This window comes from Methylomonas sp. BG-2 (genome assembly GCF_057766305.1).
Genome location: NZ_JBYMAP010000090.1, coordinates 1 through 15,973, shown reverse-complemented (window position 1 = coordinate 15,973; position 15,973 = coordinate 1). Strand labels below are relative to the sequence as shown.

18 protein-coding genes and 1 pseudogene are annotated in these 15,973 nt (G+C 55.4%); 3 read left to right on the top strand and 16 right to left on the bottom strand.

What is annotated here, in order from left to right:
* The 11 genes from truD to accA all read right to left on the bottom strand — a co-directional run.
* On the bottom strand, positions 1-825 hold an 825-nt coding region (gene truD, locus AC3B8H_RS10475; RefSeq protein ID WP_488441525.1), incomplete at its 3' end, for a tRNA pseudouridine(13) synthase TruD.
* A complete protein-coding gene (gene ispF, locus AC3B8H_RS10470; protein ID WP_488441524.1) occupies positions 822-1,295 on the bottom strand; it encodes a 2-C-methyl-D-erythritol 2,4-cyclodiphosphate synthase in 474 nt (157 codons plus the stop codon). The genes truD and ispF, both read right to left, overlap by 4 nt.
* Positions 1,292-1,987 carry a 2-C-methyl-D-erythritol 4-phosphate cytidylyltransferase gene (gene ispD, locus AC3B8H_RS10465; protein ID WP_488441523.1) on the bottom strand — a complete coding sequence of 232 codons (696 nt, stop codon included), beginning with the start codon at positions 1,985-1,987 and terminating at the stop codon, positions 1,292-1,294. Before ispD ends, ispF begins: the two co-directional genes overlap by 4 nt.
* Positions 1,988-1,990: 3 nt before the next feature.
* Positions 1,991-2,260, bottom strand: coding sequence for a septum formation initiator family protein (locus AC3B8H_RS10460; RefSeq protein WP_488441527.1), 270 nt, complete (start codon positions 2,258-2,260; stop codon positions 1,991-1,993).
* Between the two features lie 103 nt (positions 2,261-2,363).
* On the bottom strand, positions 2,364-3,647 hold the full coding sequence (eno, locus tag AC3B8H_RS10455; RefSeq protein ID WP_488441526.1) for a phosphopyruvate hydratase: 1,284 nt from the start codon (positions 3,645-3,647) through the stop codon (positions 2,364-2,366).
* 60 nt (positions 3,648-3,707) lie between these two features.
* Positions 3,708-4,544, bottom strand: a complete 837-nt coding sequence (kdsA, locus tag AC3B8H_RS10450; protein ID WP_488441522.1) for a 3-deoxy-8-phosphooctulonate synthase — start codon at positions 4,542-4,544, stop codon at positions 3,708-3,710.
* A 2-nt stretch (positions 4,545-4,546) separates the two neighbouring features.
* Entirely contained in the window at positions 4,547-6,181 is a 1,635-nt protein-coding gene (pyrG, locus tag AC3B8H_RS10445) for a CTP synthase (protein ID WP_488441521.1), read from the bottom strand.
* A gap of 319 nt (positions 6,182-6,500) precedes the next feature.
* Positions 6,501-6,698, bottom strand: coding sequence for a hypothetical protein (locus AC3B8H_RS10440; RefSeq protein WP_488441520.1), 198 nt, complete (start codon positions 6,696-6,698; stop codon positions 6,501-6,503).
* A 1-nt stretch (position 6,699) separates the two neighbouring features.
* Positions 6,700-6,888 (bottom strand): hypothetical protein, encoded by a 189-nt coding sequence (locus AC3B8H_RS10435; RefSeq protein ID WP_064031036.1) that lies wholly within the window; start codon positions 6,886-6,888, stop codon positions 6,700-6,702.
* 34 nt (positions 6,889-6,922) lie between these two features.
* Entirely contained in the window at positions 6,923-8,242 is a 1,320-nt protein-coding gene (gene tilS, locus AC3B8H_RS10430) for a tRNA lysidine(34) synthetase TilS (RefSeq protein WP_488441519.1), read from the bottom strand.
* A gap of 69 nt (positions 8,243-8,311) precedes the next feature.
* Positions 8,312-9,286 (bottom strand): acetyl-CoA carboxylase carboxyl transferase subunit alpha, encoded by a 975-nt coding sequence (accA, locus tag AC3B8H_RS10425; RefSeq protein WP_488441518.1) that lies wholly within the window; start codon positions 9,284-9,286, stop codon positions 8,312-8,314.
* Between the two features lie 138 nt (positions 9,287-9,424).
* Between accA and AC3B8H_RS10420 the strand changes: the two genes are divergently transcribed.
* Positions 9,425-10,750 (top strand): replication-associated recombination protein A, encoded by a 1,326-nt coding sequence (locus AC3B8H_RS10420; protein ID WP_488441517.1) that lies wholly within the window; start codon positions 9,425-9,427, stop codon positions 10,748-10,750.
* Between the two features lie 120 nt (positions 10,751-10,870).
* Here AC3B8H_RS10420 and AC3B8H_RS10415 read toward each other — a convergent pair whose 3' ends face one another.
* Entirely contained in the window at positions 10,871-11,137 is a 267-nt protein-coding gene (locus AC3B8H_RS10415; RefSeq protein WP_488441516.1) for a hypothetical protein, read from the bottom strand.
* Between the two features lie 169 nt (positions 11,138-11,306).
* Here AC3B8H_RS10415 and AC3B8H_RS10410 point away from each other — a divergent pair, with 169 nt between their 5' ends.
* Positions 11,307-11,954 carry a DUF2959 domain-containing protein gene (locus AC3B8H_RS10410; protein WP_488441515.1) on the top strand — a complete coding sequence of 216 codons (648 nt, stop codon included), beginning with the start codon at positions 11,307-11,309 and terminating at the stop codon, positions 11,952-11,954.
* Positions 11,955-12,021: 67 nt separating this feature from the next.
* Here AC3B8H_RS10410 and AC3B8H_RS10405 read toward each other — a convergent pair whose 3' ends face one another.
* Genes AC3B8H_RS10405 through AC3B8H_RS10395 form a run of 3 tightly spaced genes read right to left on the bottom strand, consistent with a single transcriptional unit; the run spans position 12,022 to position 13,651 of the window.
* Positions 12,022-12,726 carry a dinitrogenase iron-molybdenum cofactor biosynthesis protein gene (locus AC3B8H_RS10405; RefSeq protein ID WP_488441514.1) on the bottom strand — a complete coding sequence of 235 codons (705 nt, stop codon included), beginning with the start codon at positions 12,724-12,726 and terminating at the stop codon, positions 12,022-12,024.
* Between the two features lie 10 nt (positions 12,727-12,736).
* Positions 12,737-13,045 (bottom strand): rhodanese-like domain-containing protein, encoded by a 309-nt coding sequence (locus AC3B8H_RS10400; protein ID WP_488441513.1) that lies wholly within the window; start codon positions 13,043-13,045, stop codon positions 12,737-12,739.
* A 30-nt stretch (positions 13,046-13,075) separates the two neighbouring features.
* Positions 13,076-13,651 (bottom strand): hypothetical protein, encoded by a 576-nt coding sequence (locus AC3B8H_RS10395; protein WP_488441512.1) that lies wholly within the window; start codon positions 13,649-13,651, stop codon positions 13,076-13,078.
* Positions 13,652-14,509: 858 nt separating this feature from the next.
* Between AC3B8H_RS10395 and AC3B8H_RS10390 the strand changes: the two genes are divergently transcribed.
* Positions 14,510-15,670, top strand: coding sequence for a molybdenum ABC transporter ATP-binding protein (locus tag AC3B8H_RS10390; RefSeq protein WP_488441511.1), 1,161 nt, complete (start codon positions 14,510-14,512; stop codon positions 15,668-15,670).
* A 49-nt stretch (positions 15,671-15,719) separates the two neighbouring features.
* On the opposite strand, the pseudogene AC3B8H_RS10385 reads toward AC3B8H_RS10390, so the two are convergent.
* A pseudogene (locus AC3B8H_RS10385) lies at positions 15,720-15,973 on the bottom strand (hypothetical protein); the annotation flags it as partial.

Below are 15,973 nucleotides of genomic sequence, written 5' to 3'. Positions count from 1 at the left end.
CTCGAGCTGCGCGGCCGCGGCCCGGACGCCGCTAACGCCCTTCCCCCACAATGCGCCTGTGCATTGAATATCGCCGGCCGCGAGCCGCTCCGCCAACGTGGCGTCAGCATCATCCGCCAAAAAATAGCTGTGACTGCCGGCTAACATGAAAACTTCGCCGGTCAGACCGCTACTCCAGCTACCCGACGCCACTCGTTCGGCCAAAATCAAATTGAACAAATAGGACCGAGCCGCCGACAAATAAATCGAGCGCTGCTCCGCTTTCACCCTGGCACCGCCGAACATTTCGGCCGCGCGCGTGACATTGCGGCCTTGCAAACCAAAGCGTTGCTCGCCGAAATAGTTAGGAAAGCCCCAGCGCTTGATAGCTTCAAGCTGAGTTTCCAAGCGTTCGCGGTCGCCTTGCCAGTTACGAATCAAAATCTCGAAGCGATTGCCTTGGAGAACGCCTCTCTTCAGCTTGCGCGGGTGGCGAACCGATTGCAGTATTTTCAGATGGTCGCCCTGCAATTCACCCCAATCGGGGTCTACTTTGCCCGGCAGCCAAACGCTGAACCATTGCCGGGTCCGGCCATGTCTATCCTTCAGACCAGCGTAGCCGATGTCGCGTTGGCGCACGCCGGCATGGCGAGCCAGCAGACGGGCGACGTATTCGGTGTTTTCGCCTTTTTTTTCAATGAACAGAAAGACGTGCTCGCCACTGCCTTCCGGTTCGAAGCCGAGGATTTCCTCGACCACAAAATCGTCGTAAACGGTTTTGATGTTACCGCTGCCGGCTGGGCCGCTGTAGGCGTACGGCCAGTCCGGCAATGCATATTCGGTCACTTTTCGATCAACACCACGGCCTGCACCGCAATCCCTTCCTTGCGGCCCTCGAAGCCCAGTTTCTCGGTGGTGGTGGCTTTGACGTTGATGAAGTCGACGTCTGTTTCCAGGTCGGCGGCGATGTTGGCGCGCATGGCCGGCACGTGCGGCAGCATTTTTGGCGCTTGGGCAATGATCGTGACATCGCCGTTGACCAGTTTGTAGCCCTTGTCCTTGACGATGTTGTAGACGTGACGCAACAACACTCGACTGTCGGCGCCCTTGAATTCGGGATCGGTATCCGGAAAATGCTTGCCGATGTCGCCCAGCGCCGCCGCGCCGAGGATCGCATCCGCCAGCGCGTGCAAGACCACGTCGCCGTCGGAATGGGCCTCCAGGCCTTTTTCATAAGGAATGGTGACGCCGCCGAGAATAATGTGGTCGCCGTCGTTGAAGCGGTGAACATCGTAGCCCATGCCGACTCGGATCATGCTTGTTGCTCCATATAGAATTGCGCCAGGGCCAGATCTTCCGGGCGGGTGATTTTGATGTTGTCGGGGCGGCCTTCGACGATTTTAGGCTTGTAGCCCAGGATTTCCAGCGCGCTGGCTTCGTCGGTCACGGCCGGATTGCCTTCGGTCTGTTGCAGCGCGTCGCGCAGCATGGCGTACTTGAACATTTGCGGCGTCAGCGCCCGCCAGACGTGTTTGCGATCAATCGTTGCCGTGATGGTGTCGCCGTCGACGTGTTTCAGGGTGTCGTGCGAACTCAAGGCCAGGATGCCGCCGACCGCATCGTTTTTTAAAGTTTCGATTTGCAAATGAATGTCGTCGGCGGTCAGGCAGGGACGGGCGGCGTCGTGCACAAGCACCCAGTCGTCTTCACCGGCCAAACCTTGCAGGGCTTTCAGCGCCGATAGCACCGAATCGGCGCGTTCCTTGCCGCCGGGAGCGGTAATCACGTCGGGATGCTTGGAGATTGCCAGCTCCGGCCAGTACGGGTCTTCCACAGAAATTGCGACGGCCACTTTTTGAAACGCGCCGGAGTCCAGCAAGCGACTCAATGTGTGTTCGATCACGGTCTTGCCGGCCAGCGGCAGATATTGCTTGGGACGGTCGGCCAGCATGCGTTTGCCGACACCGGCCGCGGGCACCACGGTCCAGCATTTGGGGATTGGGTTCATGCGCTACTCAAGCACTTGAAAGAAAGTTTCGTTTTCCTTGATCATGCCCAGTTCGTAGCGGGCGCGTTCTTCGATGGTTTCCAGACCTTTGCGCAGGTCCAGCACTTCGGCGTACAACGAGTCGTTACGCTCTTTTTTCTCCTGCGCATCCTTGGTCAATTCCTCCAGCCGCGCGCGGTACTCGCGAATTTGCGACAAGCTGGCATCGCCGAACCACAACCGGTACTGGAAGTGTAGCGTCAAGGCGATGATGATAAGGATCAGGGTTTTGATGGCGGTTCTCGAACATGTAGGTTGGGTCAGGCGCTAGCCGTAACCCAACACGCGACTTCAATGCTGGGTTTCCGCCTTCGCTTCAACCCAGCCTACATTTTTATTATTTCAGCATTTTAAACGCGCTACGGCCGGCGTAGCGGGCTTTGGCGCCCAACTCGTCTTCGATTTTCATCAGACGGTTGTACTTGGCGACGCGGTCGGAGCGGCTCAATGAACCGGTTTTGATCTGGCCTGTGCCGGTGGCGACCACCAGGTCCGCGATGGTGGTGTCTTCGGTTTCGCCGGAGCGGTGCGAAACGATCGCGGTGTAGCCGGCGGCACTGGCGGTGCTGATCGCTTCCAGGGTTTCGCTCAAGGTACCGATTTGGTTGACCTTGATCAAAATCGAGTTGGCGATGCCTTTGGAGATACCTTCGCGCAAAATCGCCGGATTGGTGACGAACAAGTCGTCGCCGACCAATTGGATTTTGTTGCCCAGCTTTTCGGTCAGCAGTTTCCAGCCGTCCCAGTCGTTTTCATCCAGGCCGTCTTCGATCGAGACGATAGGATATTTATCGACCCAGTTGGCCAGGAAATCGACCATCTCGGCGGAAGTGAAGCTGCGGTTTTCGGCGGACAAAAAGTATTTGTCGTTTTCGAAATACTCGGAAGCGGCCGCGTCCATGCCCAGATAGATGTCCTGGCCCGCTTTGTAACCGGCTTTTTCGATGGCTTCCAGGATGACTTCGATGGCTTCTTCGTTGGAGCGCAGATTGGGTGCAAAGCCGCCTTCGTCGCCGACGGTGGTGGCCAGGCCTTTGCCTTTCAACACTTTCGCGAGGTTATGAAACACTTCGGCGCCGTAACGGATGGCTTCGCGGAAGGTCGGCGCGCCTACAGGCAGAATCATGAATTCTTGCAAATCGACGCTGTTGTCAGCGTGCGAACCGCCGTTGATGATGTTCATCATCGGTACCGGCAATACGAACTCGCCGCTAGTATTCAGAAATTGATACAGCGGCTTACCGGCTTCCTGCGCGGCGGCGCGAGCGGCGGCCATCGATACGCCCAGGATGGCGTTGGCGCCCAACTTGCTTTTCGCGTTGGTGCCGTCCAGGTCTATCATTTTTTGGTCCAGAGCGGCTTGGTTATCCGCTTGCATGCCAACCACGGCGTCTTTCAAAACGGTATTGACGTTGTTGACCGCAGTTAGCACACCCTTGCCTAAATAGCGGTTTTTGTCGCCGTCGCGCAACTCGATCGCTTCGCGTTCACCGGTGGAGGCACCCGACGGTACCATCGCGCTACCGACAACGCCGGAATCCAAATAAACTTCGGCCTCGACGCTCGGATTGCCGCGCGAGTCCAGAACTTCTCTAGCTTTTACATCAACGATTCTCATGATCTTCAAATGCTCCGTGGGATAGTGGATTGTGTTTTGTTTTTAAGACTCTGGCGCCATCGGTTATTGCAACGTACGCTCGATGAAAGGTGCTGCTTTTACCGCGCGATCCAAGCTCATCAAGGTCTCCAGCAACTCTTTCATGCGGTGTAACGGCCAGGAATTGGGCCCGTCGCTCAAGGCCTCGTCGGGTTTCGGGTGAGTTTCCATGAACAGACCGGCAATCCCGACCGCCACCGCCGCCCGCGCCAGTACCGGCACATGCTCGCGCTGGCCGCCGGAACAACTGCCCTGGCCGCCCGGCAATTGCACCGAATGGGTCGCGTCGAACACCACCGGACATTGCGTGTCGCGCATCACCGCCAACGAGCGCATATCGGAAACCAGGTTGTTGTAGCCGAAGGACACGCCGCGTTCGCAGACCATGATCTGGTCGTTGCCGGTAGCCTTGGCCTTGGCGACCACGTTGCCCATGTCCCAAGGCGCCATGAACTGGCCCTTTTTGATATTGACCGGCTTGCCCTGCGCCGCGACACTTTGAATAAAATTAGTTTGCCGGCATAAAAAGGCCGGAGTTTGCATCACGTCAACCACCGTAGCCACTTCGGCCAACGGCGTATCTTCGTGCACGTCGGTTAAGACCGGCACGCCGAGTTGTTGTTTGACTTTTTCCAGAATCCGCAAGCCGGTTTCCAGGCCCAGGCCGCGAAAACTAGACATTGACGACCGGTTGGCCTTGTCGAACGAGGATTTGTAGATGAAAGGAATACCGAGTTCGCTGGTGATTTCCTTCAAAAAACCTGCGGTATCCAGCGTCATTTGTTCGCTTTCGATGACGCAGGTACCGGCGATCAAAAAAAACGGCCGATCCAGACCGGCTTCGAAATGGCAGAGTTGCATGCTTAACCTTGAGTTTGCTTCTTGTGTTTGGCGGCGGCTTCGACGAAACCGGAAAACAACGGATGACCGTTACGCGGCGTCGAAGTGAATTCGGGATGAAATTGGCAAGCCAGGAACCACGGATGATCGGGCAGTTCGACGATCTCGACCAAGCGGCCGTCCAAGGACTTGCCGGAAAAGCGCATGCCAGCGGCTTCCAGCGGTTTCAAATATTGATTGTTGAATTCGTAGCGGTGGCGGTGGCGCTCGGTGATCACGTCTTTTTGATAGACCTCAAACGCCAGCGATTCGTCCTTCAAGCGGCATTTCTGCGCGCCCAAACGCATCGTGCCGCCGATGTCGGAATCTTCGTCACGAGTAATCAACGCGCCGGCCTCGTCCATCCATTCGGTGATCAAACCAATCACGGGATGGGGACTTTTCGGCAAAAACTCGGTACTGTGCGCGCCTTCCAGGCCCACTACATTGCGGGCGAACTCGATGACCGCCGACTGCATGCCCAGGCAAATACCCAGGAAAGGAATTCGATTCTCGCGAGCAAAGCGCACCGTGGATATTTTGCCTTCGACGCCGCGCTCGCCGAAGCCGCCCGGCACCAAAATCGCGGCGACATCCTTCAATTGCGCCGTGCCTTCCTGCTCAATGGTTTCCGAGTCGATGTACTTGATTTGCACCTTGTGGCGGGTATGAATGCCGGCGTGCAGCAAGGCTTCGTTCAAGGACTTGTAGGCGTCGGTATGGTCCACGTATTTGCCGACGATGGCGATTTCGACTTCGTCGGTCGGGTGGGTCAAACCGTCCACCACTTTTTCCCAAGCCGTCAAATCGGCCGGCGGCACATCCAGACGCAGCTGACCAACCACCAAGTCATCCAAACCTTGTTCGCGCAACAACAGCGGAATCCGGTAAATGGTGTCGGCATCGATCGCGGAAATCACCGCTTTCTCGTTGACGTTGGTAAACAGCGCGATTTTGCGGCGTTCGCTGGCCGGAATCGGCTGCTCGGAACGGCAGATCAAAATATCCGGCTGAATACCAATCGTCCGCAGTTCCTTCACCGAATGCTGGGTCGGCTTGGTCTTGATCTCGCCGGCCGATTTAATGTAAGGCACCAGCGTCAAATGGATGAACAACGCGCGGTCGCGACCCAATTCCACACCCATCTGACGAATGGTTTCCAAAAACGGCAAGGACTCGATATCGCCGACCGTACCACCGACTTCGATCAGCGCCACATCGGTGCCTTCGGCGCTGGCATACACCCGGCGTTTAATTTCATCGGTGATATGCGGAATCACTTGCACCGTCGCGCCGAGATATTCGCCCTTGCGCTCGTTGCGAAGCACTTGTTCGTACACCTGGCCGGTGGTGAAGTTGTTTTTCTTGGCCATTGTGGTTTTCAAAAACCGCTCGTAATGGCCCAAGTCCAGATCGGTTTCAGCGCCATCCTCGGTGACGAAGACCTCGCCATGCTGGAAAGGACTCATCGTACCCGGATCAACGTTGATATAGGGATCAAGCTTGGTGATAGTGACTTTCAGCCCGCGATCTTCCAATATGGCGGCCAAGGAAGAAGCCGCGATGCCTTTTCCTAACGAGGAAACCACACCGCCGGTGATAAAGATGAATTTTGTCATGAAAAAATTTGCGCCCTGTCTAGCGTATGGCAATGGGGTCAACAGTAAACCGGAATTTTAACAGCTTTGTCCCGTGCCTGCCGGGCTAATCTGCCAGCGTCTAAGGCCAGTGGAGTTCAACATTTTGAACTTAAAACGTCTAGGCCTTCGGCGGCTTAGACCTCTGCACAACGACGCGCGCTTGCCAGGCGGCTCGTTGAATCACAATTAAAACGCGCGTCCTTCAGGCGTTGCGTTCGTCGAAAAATGACTCATTCCGGCTACAATCCGAAAGGATCCGAACAGCTGTTAAAATTTATTTAGACCCACCAAGCGTCGGCTACAAGCCCTGATCGACATCTTCCCGTAAACCGGTCCAACGGCTGAATGCAAATACCCAAACCATGAGAATGTTCAAGACCGGTACCAGCAGCACGAGAACCCAGCGCCCATCGAAGCCGGCTTTTTGCAGGATTCGATATCCCAGCCACAAACAAAACAGGATATAAATGGGCAACAAAACGAAAAACAAGGTCATCTCAGCCTCCCCTCCGCGCGTTTGGCCATTCCGCGAAGGCCAACTGGATGAATACGATCAATAAACCGAACACCGGAATAAACACCAATCCAGCCCAAAGCGGATTCAAACCCACTTTTTTATAGATTACGATGGTGGGAATGGCGATCATCATGCCGACGATCGCCGATTGCAATACTTCGGCAAACATCTCATTTCTCCGACTAGGGTTTACCCATTCATCATCACACGCTTTGTGGAAACTGCCAAGACACTTGGTAGCAAGGTTCGTTTTTCGAACCGCAAGCCCACTCGTCCACCCAAAGGCCAGCCACTGCCGCCAAGCGACCATCCAGATAAATCAACGGTCTCCACTCCCGTTCCCACGGCGGAATGCCAGCGGCCTGGTAGAGCTTTTTCAAACCATGCCGGCCGTCCCTCCCCGGCAGCTTCAACTTCTCGCCGCCGCATCGGAATCTGAGCGTAACAACAGCTCGATCCCAAAGTGCTTGAGCAATGCCGTCAACGGCAACTTCCTTGGACAAGCGGCAACCGTCGCCCAACTCGATTCGCGAGGCACCTTGAGGCCAAGCCACTTCGCCGCCCGCTCGCGGAGCCGGAAGAGCGGGCACGCAAATCAGGTGCCGCCGATATCGCCGAATCAGCGTCCCTCGATAGCACAATTGCGGATTGGCATCGCCGCGCGCATCGACGACCTGCGCCAGTATCGCTTCGGTGATCGAGCGACTCGGTGGCCGGAGGCCGTTGCGCTTTAACCATTGCCGAATCAACCAGCGGCGGCTGGCCGCCGCGACCGGCAATTGGTCGATAGCCAGTTCGCATCCACCCAAACCGCAGACAGCCGCCAATTGGGTTTCCGCCCAGTCGTCCAGGCACTGCGCGGCCTCGCCGCACAGCTCGGCCGACCTCGCCACCGTCTTATCCAGCCCTGGCCAGCGTTGTTTCATCAGCGGCAAAACTTGGTTTCGCAGAAAATTCCGGTCGAAATCGTTCAGCGCATTGCTCGGATCGTCAACCCAAACCAAGCCATGCCGGCGCGCGTAAGCCAGAACATCGGCCTTGCCAACCTCCAACAACGGCCTAAGCAGCGCTCCTCGCCCCAGCGGCGTCGCTTTGGGCATCGCCGCCAACCCCGCCACGCCGGCACCGCGAAATAGCTGCAGCAGCACGGTTTCCAGTTGATCCTCGCGGTGCTGAGCCGCGAGCACCACATCGTCCCGATCCAGTAAATCAGCCAGCGCGGCGTATCGAGCCCGGCGAGCGGCCGCCTCGGGACTTTCCCCTGGCGCGGCCGCGGCATCAACCGTCAACACTAAAAACTCGACGCCTAACGCCTCGCATTGCCGACGACAGTGCCCCCCCCATGCCGCCGACTCCGTTTGCAAACGGTGATCGACATAGACCCCGCACAGCTTGGCCGACCAGTCCGCTTGGCTCGCGCACAGATGCAGTAACACGTGCGAATCAACGCCACCGCTGTATGCGACATACAAGCGCCCAACCCGCTCCGGTAGCGCGGCACGCACCGTCTGGAAGCTCAACATAAAGCACCGCTCCAAAAAAAAGGCCGAGAGAAGTCGGCCTTTTCTACGCAGTTGTTCCGAACCAACGAATTATTTGAAAGGTTCTTCAATAAACGAACCGAAACGCATGATGCGTTGATAGCGCTTCTCCAACAGTTGGTCCATATCGCCGGCGTCGCGCTGTAATTCATCCAAATGCCTAAGCAAGGCTTCCTGCAAATTCATGGCGATTTTGGCGAAATTGCGATGACCGCCACCGACCGGCTCGCGGATCACTTCGTCCAAAAATCCTTGTTCGCGCACCCGGTCCGAGGTGATTCCCATTGCCTCGGCGGCCAACTGGGCCTTGTCGGCGCTTTTCCATAAAATCGACGCGCAACCTTCCGGCGAAATCACCGCGTAAGTACTGTATTCCAACATCAACAAACGGTCGCCCACCCCAATGGCCAGTGCGCCGCCGGAGCCGCCTTCCCCAATCACGGTACAAATGATCGGCGTCCTCAGCTTGGACATCTCGAACAAGTTACGGGCAATCGCCTCGCTTTGACCACGCTCTTCGGCACCGATCCCAGGGTAGGCGCCGGGCGTATCGATCAGGCAAATCACCGGCAATTGAAAGCGTTCGGCCATTTTCATCACCCGCAAGGCCTTGCGATAGCCTTCCGGACGCGGCATACCGAAATTTCGGTAAATTTTTTCCTTGGTGTCTCGGCCTTTTTGATGACCGATCACGATGACCGGCCTACCACCCAAGCGCGCCAGACCGCAAACGATCGCCGGGTCATCCGCGAAGGCCCGATCACCATGCAACTCATGGAATTCGGTGAACATTAACGAGATATAATCCAGCGTGTAAGGCCGCCCCGGATGGCGGGACAATTGCGAAATCTGCCAGTCGGACAAGTCACTGAAAATGCTCTCGGTCAGACTTTCGCACTTCTGCTCCAACTGTTTGAGCGTCTCGGAAATATCGAAGTTGTTGTCTAGCTCGACTTTGCGCAGTTCTTCAATCTTCGCTTGCAGTTCGGCAATCGGCTGTTCAAAATCAAGAAATTTTAAATCCATGGCTTTCGGTAGCGGAATCTCTAAAATGGCCGGCAATTCTATTAAAAAACGCCGATATTGCCTATCTATTTCGGCCGAGGTTTCGCTTAACGACCAGCCTCGGCCCCATCTATCTTCACCGCCACGCTCATCTCGTTCATGAATAGCAAAAACTCCGGCCAACGCGATGCCTACATGCCGCTGGCCGCCAAAATGCGCCCCAGCACCCTCGATGGATTCATCGGTCAACAACACCTGCTGGCAAAAGGCAAATCATTGAGGGCCGCTATCGACAACGGCATATTGCATTCGCTGGTATTTTGGGGACCGCCGGGCGTCGGCAAAACCACGCTGGCCAAGATTATCGCCGGCATGACCCATAGCCATATCATCGAGTTGTCGGCGGTGATGGCTGGCGTCAAGGAGATTCGCGCCGCGGTGGGCGAAGCTGAAGAAATCAAGGCGCGACAGGGCTTGAATACCATCGTATTCATTGACGAAATCCACCGCTTTTCGAAGAGCCAGCAAGACTCGTTGTTAGCTCCCATCGAAAGCGGCGCGATCGTGCTGTTCGGCGCGACCACCGAGAATCCGTCGTTCGAATTGAACAATGCGCTGTTGTCCCGCTTGCGAGTCTACGTCCTGCGCAGCCTCGATACCGACGCCTTGGTCGAACTGATGGAGTGCGCGCTACAGGATAAACAGCGCGGGTTGGGCTTGCGGCCGATCGATATAGACCGGGAAACGCTGATCATGATCGCCAAGGCCGCCGACGGCGACGCCCGCAGGAGTCTGAACATTCTGCAAATTGCCGTCGATCTGGCCGAGACCGAGGGCGGACGGGAAGTCGTCAGACCCGGAGTGATCGACGAAGTATTGCAAGGCCACGCAAACCGCTTCGATAAGCGCGGCGATATTTTTTACGACCAAATCTCCGCTTTGCATAAATCAGTGCGTGGCACCGATCCGGATGCGGCGCTGTATTGGTTTGCCCGCATGCTGGACGGCGGCTGCGACCCGCTTTACATCGCGCGACGAGTGATTCGAATGGCTGCCGAAGACATCGGCAACGCCGATCCCCGCGGCTTGCAACTGGCGCTAAACGCCACCGAGGCCTACGAGAGACTGGGGAGCCCGGAGGGTGAGCTGGCTTTGGCGCAAGCCGTGACCTATTTGGCCTGCGCACCCAAAAGCAACGCGGTCTACGCGGCCTACAAGGCGGCCATGGCCGATGCGCATAAAAGCGGCTCACTGGAAGTCCCGCTACATCTAAGAAACGCACCGACCGGCCTGATGCAGGATTTAGGCTATGGCGCCGAATACCGCTATGCCCACGACGAAGATCATGCATTTGCCGCCGGCGAAAACTATTTCCCCGATGCATTGCAAAACCGCCGTTATTACTTTCCGGTCGAACGCGGCTTGGAGAGTAAAATTAAAGAAAAACTCAACTTCCTGCGCGGCCTACCCGCCAAGAAAACCTGATGAAATCAAATTTAGAAGGTGTAAAAAAAACCTCGCAACCCTAGGGATTGCGAGGCCGTAAAAACAAACGAACGATGGATGCTTCGTTTGCGAATCTCCGCCAATGGAGAATCAGAGAGACTACTTAACCGGATATGCGGACTCTGTCGTCATGTTGCTCATTAACGCGGCCACACCGAACATCAAGGTCGAAAGAATAAACTCACCGGAAATAAATCCGACGATACCGGTGAATGAAACAACCCCTATCATTAAATCTTTTTTAAATTCGTTCATGGCAACCTCCACGGCATTTGATAAAAAACTGCTTTTAAAGACCCGGCCACCAAAGCCGTCGGCATTCGACTTGGCGGTGTTGGGACTAAGTAAAAGCCAGTTCTTGATCAAATGCCAACCTCAGTGGCCGACTATTGGAGGAATATCTCACTCCTTGTCGAAAAATTCGCGACTGGTTGGCAATCCGCCAGTATCACCGTAACCGAATTCCGGACTAGCCTAAGCGGAAAACAGGTTTTAAACTGGCGCGCTTTACCCTTTAACCCTTGCTGGTGACCCAATGAAAAGTCGCTTAAGTTACGCCCTTTTCCTGATTGTATTGACAGGTACCGCTTGCTCGAAGGCCTATTACGGCGGTCTGGAAAAACTCGGCATTCCTAAACGGGAAGTCATGGTGCATCGCGTCGAAAAAGCTCGCGAGACTCAGGAGCAGACCAAACAACAATTCAAATCGGCGCTGGAACAATTCACGGTATTGACCAATTTTCAGGGCGGTGATCTGGAAGCCACTTATGGAAAACTGAATGACGAGTACGACGCCAGCGTCCGGAAGGCGGATGAAATCCACAAACGAATCGCCGATATCGAGGACGTTTCGGACGCTTTGTTTACCGAATGGGACGCGGAACTGAAGGAATATACCAACGCGTCGCTAAGACAAACCAGCAGTAAAAAGCTAACGGCCACCAAAGCCCAGTACCGGCAATTGTTGGCGGCAATGCGCAAAGCGGAGTCCAAACTGGAACCGGTGCTGAAAGTCTTCAAGGACCAAGTCTTGTTTCTGAAGCACAATTTGAATGCTCAGGCCATCGCCTCGCTAAAAGGCCAACTCGACGGGGTTAAATCGGACGTTTCCGCGCTCATCGTTGAAATGGAAAAATCGATCAACGAAGCGGATACCTTTATCAAAACGATGGAAAAACCTTGAAAACGCAGGATTACATCGAGCCCAAGCAAAATCGGAGTACACCAAACCCGCATGTACTCCGCGCTGGTTACTCTTGGTGAGCGAAGCGCTTACGCTCCTCGGCACTCTTGCCCAATGCCTTAGCCATCCACGGCGGCGGCGCGTCAAACACTTTTTGAAATTCGCGCAACTGCGCTTCAGCTTCGATGACGTCCGGAATCTTGATCGGATAAATATCGGCGCGTATCACTTTCGCGGCGGCCGGCCCGCCAATAGACTGCACGAATAACACGTGGCAATCCTTGATCAATTCGGCCCGGAACAGGTTTTTATCGTCGGCCGTGTCAGCTTCCACGGTGGAGCGAATATCAACCAGCCGCATAGCATCCTTGGACAATTGGTAAACCAAAAATCGGATGCAAGAGCCGAAGTGCCCGTTCAGTGACTGCCCGCTGTTGGATGCAATCGCTACCCGGATCGATTCCGGCATGTCGCCTTCCTTATAAGGCAGGATTTCCGGCAAACCTTCGTCGCCATCTTCCTCGCCCCATAAATAACGCACCGCCAGTTTGATATTGGCCAATCCGATGTCGATGTCCTCGCCGTCTTCCTCGCCGTCGTGACTGCCTATCCCGGTTTTCAAGTTGGTGACGGTAATGGTTTTCAGGCGTTCGTCCGTCAATGGCGAGCCGACTTTTTCGTGCAGAATTCCTATCAGCGACGCCACGTCCACGCCGGGCAACACTCTTGACGCCAAAGCAATGCGGAGCGCGATATCTCTTGATAATTCCATAGCGTTACCCCTAAAGTTGGTGCTGTTCTTTCCAGTCGGCGTAACCGCCGGCCATGCTGTAAACCTGCTGAAAACCGAAGTCCCCAAACATTTCCGCCATGTGCTCGCTGGCATGGCCGTAATAGCAGTAAATCAGCAAGGGCTTGGACTTATCGGCTTTTCTGATCAAGGTGTCGCGCAACTGCTCATGTACATGCATCGCGTTGTCGATATGCCCGGCCTTGTAGTCCTTGAGCTCCCGGCAGTCCAAGATCATCGGCTGCTGTTCGGCGATCAAGGCCTCGGATTCGGCCACCGTAATCGTCTTAAAGTTTTTCATAAGTCCTCCCCTAATCCCGTCGCCGATCGGTTATACCGGACCGTAACTCGCTTCGCGTTTAACTTCGACGGTTTTAGTCAACGCGGCTTCGTAAGTCAGCGCCTCGCCTTTAAACTTGAAGCTTTTTGCCGCCTCGTAAACGGTGATGACCTTGTCTTCGGCGGACTGACCTTTCAGGTCGGCTTTTTCGATGTACAAGAATTCCATCGTTTCGTTCCAAACCATGCCTTCCCGATACGGCAACAATTTGAAAGTAAAGCCTTCCAATTGAACGACCATCTGCTCGGCAATGTTCTCGACGTAAACTAACGCCAACGTGTCGGCGGTCAGCCCGGCTTTGTATTTCTCGACAAACACCGCCAGCGATTCCAACTGATAGATCATACCGTTTAAAAACAAAATCTTGTCGCTATCGGCCAACATAGCCGCTTGATGAATCAATAGTTTGGGCGGGTTACGGTCATTGGGATTGGTCGCGCCTTCACGCATGGCACCTTCGATCAGCACTAAGTCGCCGCGCCAAGCAGTCAGACCCGCAGTGCTGGTTTTGCCCAATACCGAAGAAATGGTCAATAGGCCTTGGCTGTTGTAACTGTCGAGTAACATCGGGAGAATCTCCTGTAGGTGAAAAATTCGGTTTAATTTAATTAAGCAAGAGCCTTGCCAGCCAGACATACCCCTATCGCAACTGGGGCTATTCACGAATACCAGCCTTTCCGGCTTATCGGAAAACCGCGATTTGCCGACAGCGCTCGCTAACAATGTCGCAAACACTACAATTCCCACACGATTTTTCGGTTCGCCGTTGTCGTCTTTAACACCATTTCCCAGCATCCCACCGAGCCGATAAACCCAGATATAACTAACGATTTCCGCTGTTTTAGCCACACTCGCCGTTCCGCGACTACCATAAAGTGCTTGTCGGCGACGGATACAGTGGCCTAAAAACTGCTTGTAAAATCCTGATTATAGCTAAATTAATCGGCTAAAACAGCCTTCTTTCAGCTTGCCACCCTTTCGGTAGACCAACAAAAACCCCGAATTAATTCGGCAAAAGCCACGCCTTACGATATGTACAAATTAACACATCGAATTTCCTCTTCAAGCGTTGCGAGACGGCTGTTTCCGGCATCCCCCAACCGTTATCCCCATCGCGCCTATAGGAAGTCAGCACTTGACCGTTCGCTATTCGCCGAATGAGCGAAGACCCCATCTCCTGGCCGAGAACACAAGCATGAAAACTAGCGGACCCCATCAATTCGCAGGCAGCATCGGCAACGCCTTTGTCGGCGGAATTGGCACCGAAGTCGATCTTGGGTTGACAAGCGGCGAAACGCCGGACACCAAAGAAAGCCCGCCGACAGCCGCGATCTTTAAGGCAGGCGGGGAAATTCCGGCGATCGCCGGCCAACTCCCGGCTCGCCAAGAATCGCGCGAACCAATCACCAAACCCACGAGGCCATCATGCTGTTAGAAATGAACGTCAAATTGCGCAGAGGCCATTTCGAACTGACCACCTCGCTGGCGATCCACGACAACAGCATGGGCCTACTCGGGAAATCCGGCGCCGGCAAAAGCACCTTGTTGGGTTTGATCGCGGGCGCCATTCAGCCGCAGAGCGGCTACATTCTGGTCGACGGCAAGATATTGTTCGACAGTCGCAAGGGTATCGTCATGCCGCGCGAACAGCGGCCGGTAGGCGCGGTGCTGCAACTGGATTGCGCCGATCCGTCCGAAACCGTTCGCGAAAACCTGAGTGCGGCCCGCGAGCGCACGCTTAGGCATCGGCGGATACTCAAGCTACCGTTCTTGATCGAGTTACTTGAATTGGGCAACCTGCTCGACCAACCCTTGCCGCTGCTTTCGGCCGGGGAGCGGCAGCGGGTGGCCCTGGCCCGCTCGTTGGTAAAATCGCCGCGCTTACTACTGCTGGACGACACCTTTGCGGTGATAGGTAATGATTATCGCCCGCCGCTATTGGCGCTACTCAAGCGCGCTCAAGTCGAACTCAACCTGCCCGCGCTCTACGCCAGTCAATCCTTGGGGGAAATCCTCGACTTGACCGATCAACTGGTCGTGCTGGACCAGGGAAAGGTAACAAGCAGCGGATCGCTACCAGAAATCGCCAAGGGACAAGGCATGCTTCGTTATCTGGGCATACGTCAGATCGACAACCTGCTGCCGGTCACCATACGTCATCACGACCATTCGGCGGGCCACACCCAGGCGGACAGTTTCGGCTTACCGCTGGCTCTGCCGCTGAGACCGCAATTGACGCCAGGCAGCGGCACTCAAGTATCGATCCGCGCCAACGACATCGCGTTGTCGCGCGGCTACCTTAGCGGGATTTCGATTCAGAACCAAATCAAGGGCCGTATCTGCGCGCTGATTCGCAGCGGCGAGAGTTTGATCGTGCAGATCGATTGCGGCGGCGCGTTATTGGCCGAAATTACCCCTGGCGCGGCCAGAGAAATGGCCTTACAGGAAGGGGATACGATTTATTGCTTGATCAAGACCCATTCGATCGCGTATCTGCGCGAAATTGAAACTAAGCCATACCAACGCATCATCAGCGTCGGCCCGGACCATTACCACTTGCTTGAAAACGCGCCCACCACCCCTTGACTGTGCCGGCCCGAGTTATTAAGCCACTGGCGCGAGTCCCGCCCCAGATTTAGGGTGTTGCTGGCTGACAGCCCGGTTCAGCCCAGTCCAAAAAGCCTTCGAGCTGTTGGAGCGTAAAGGCATGCTGGATAGCGGAATGGCGGTCCGCCGGAATGCCGTAACCCCAAAGCGCAAACCACAATTTCACGTCCGCTAGTTCGGGATGCCGACTGACGCTTTGCAGTGTCGGCAACCGATCCTCGACAAACACGATTTGTCGCCCCGGATGCCGGTGCACCAACGTCTTCAAAATCTCCGCCTTGC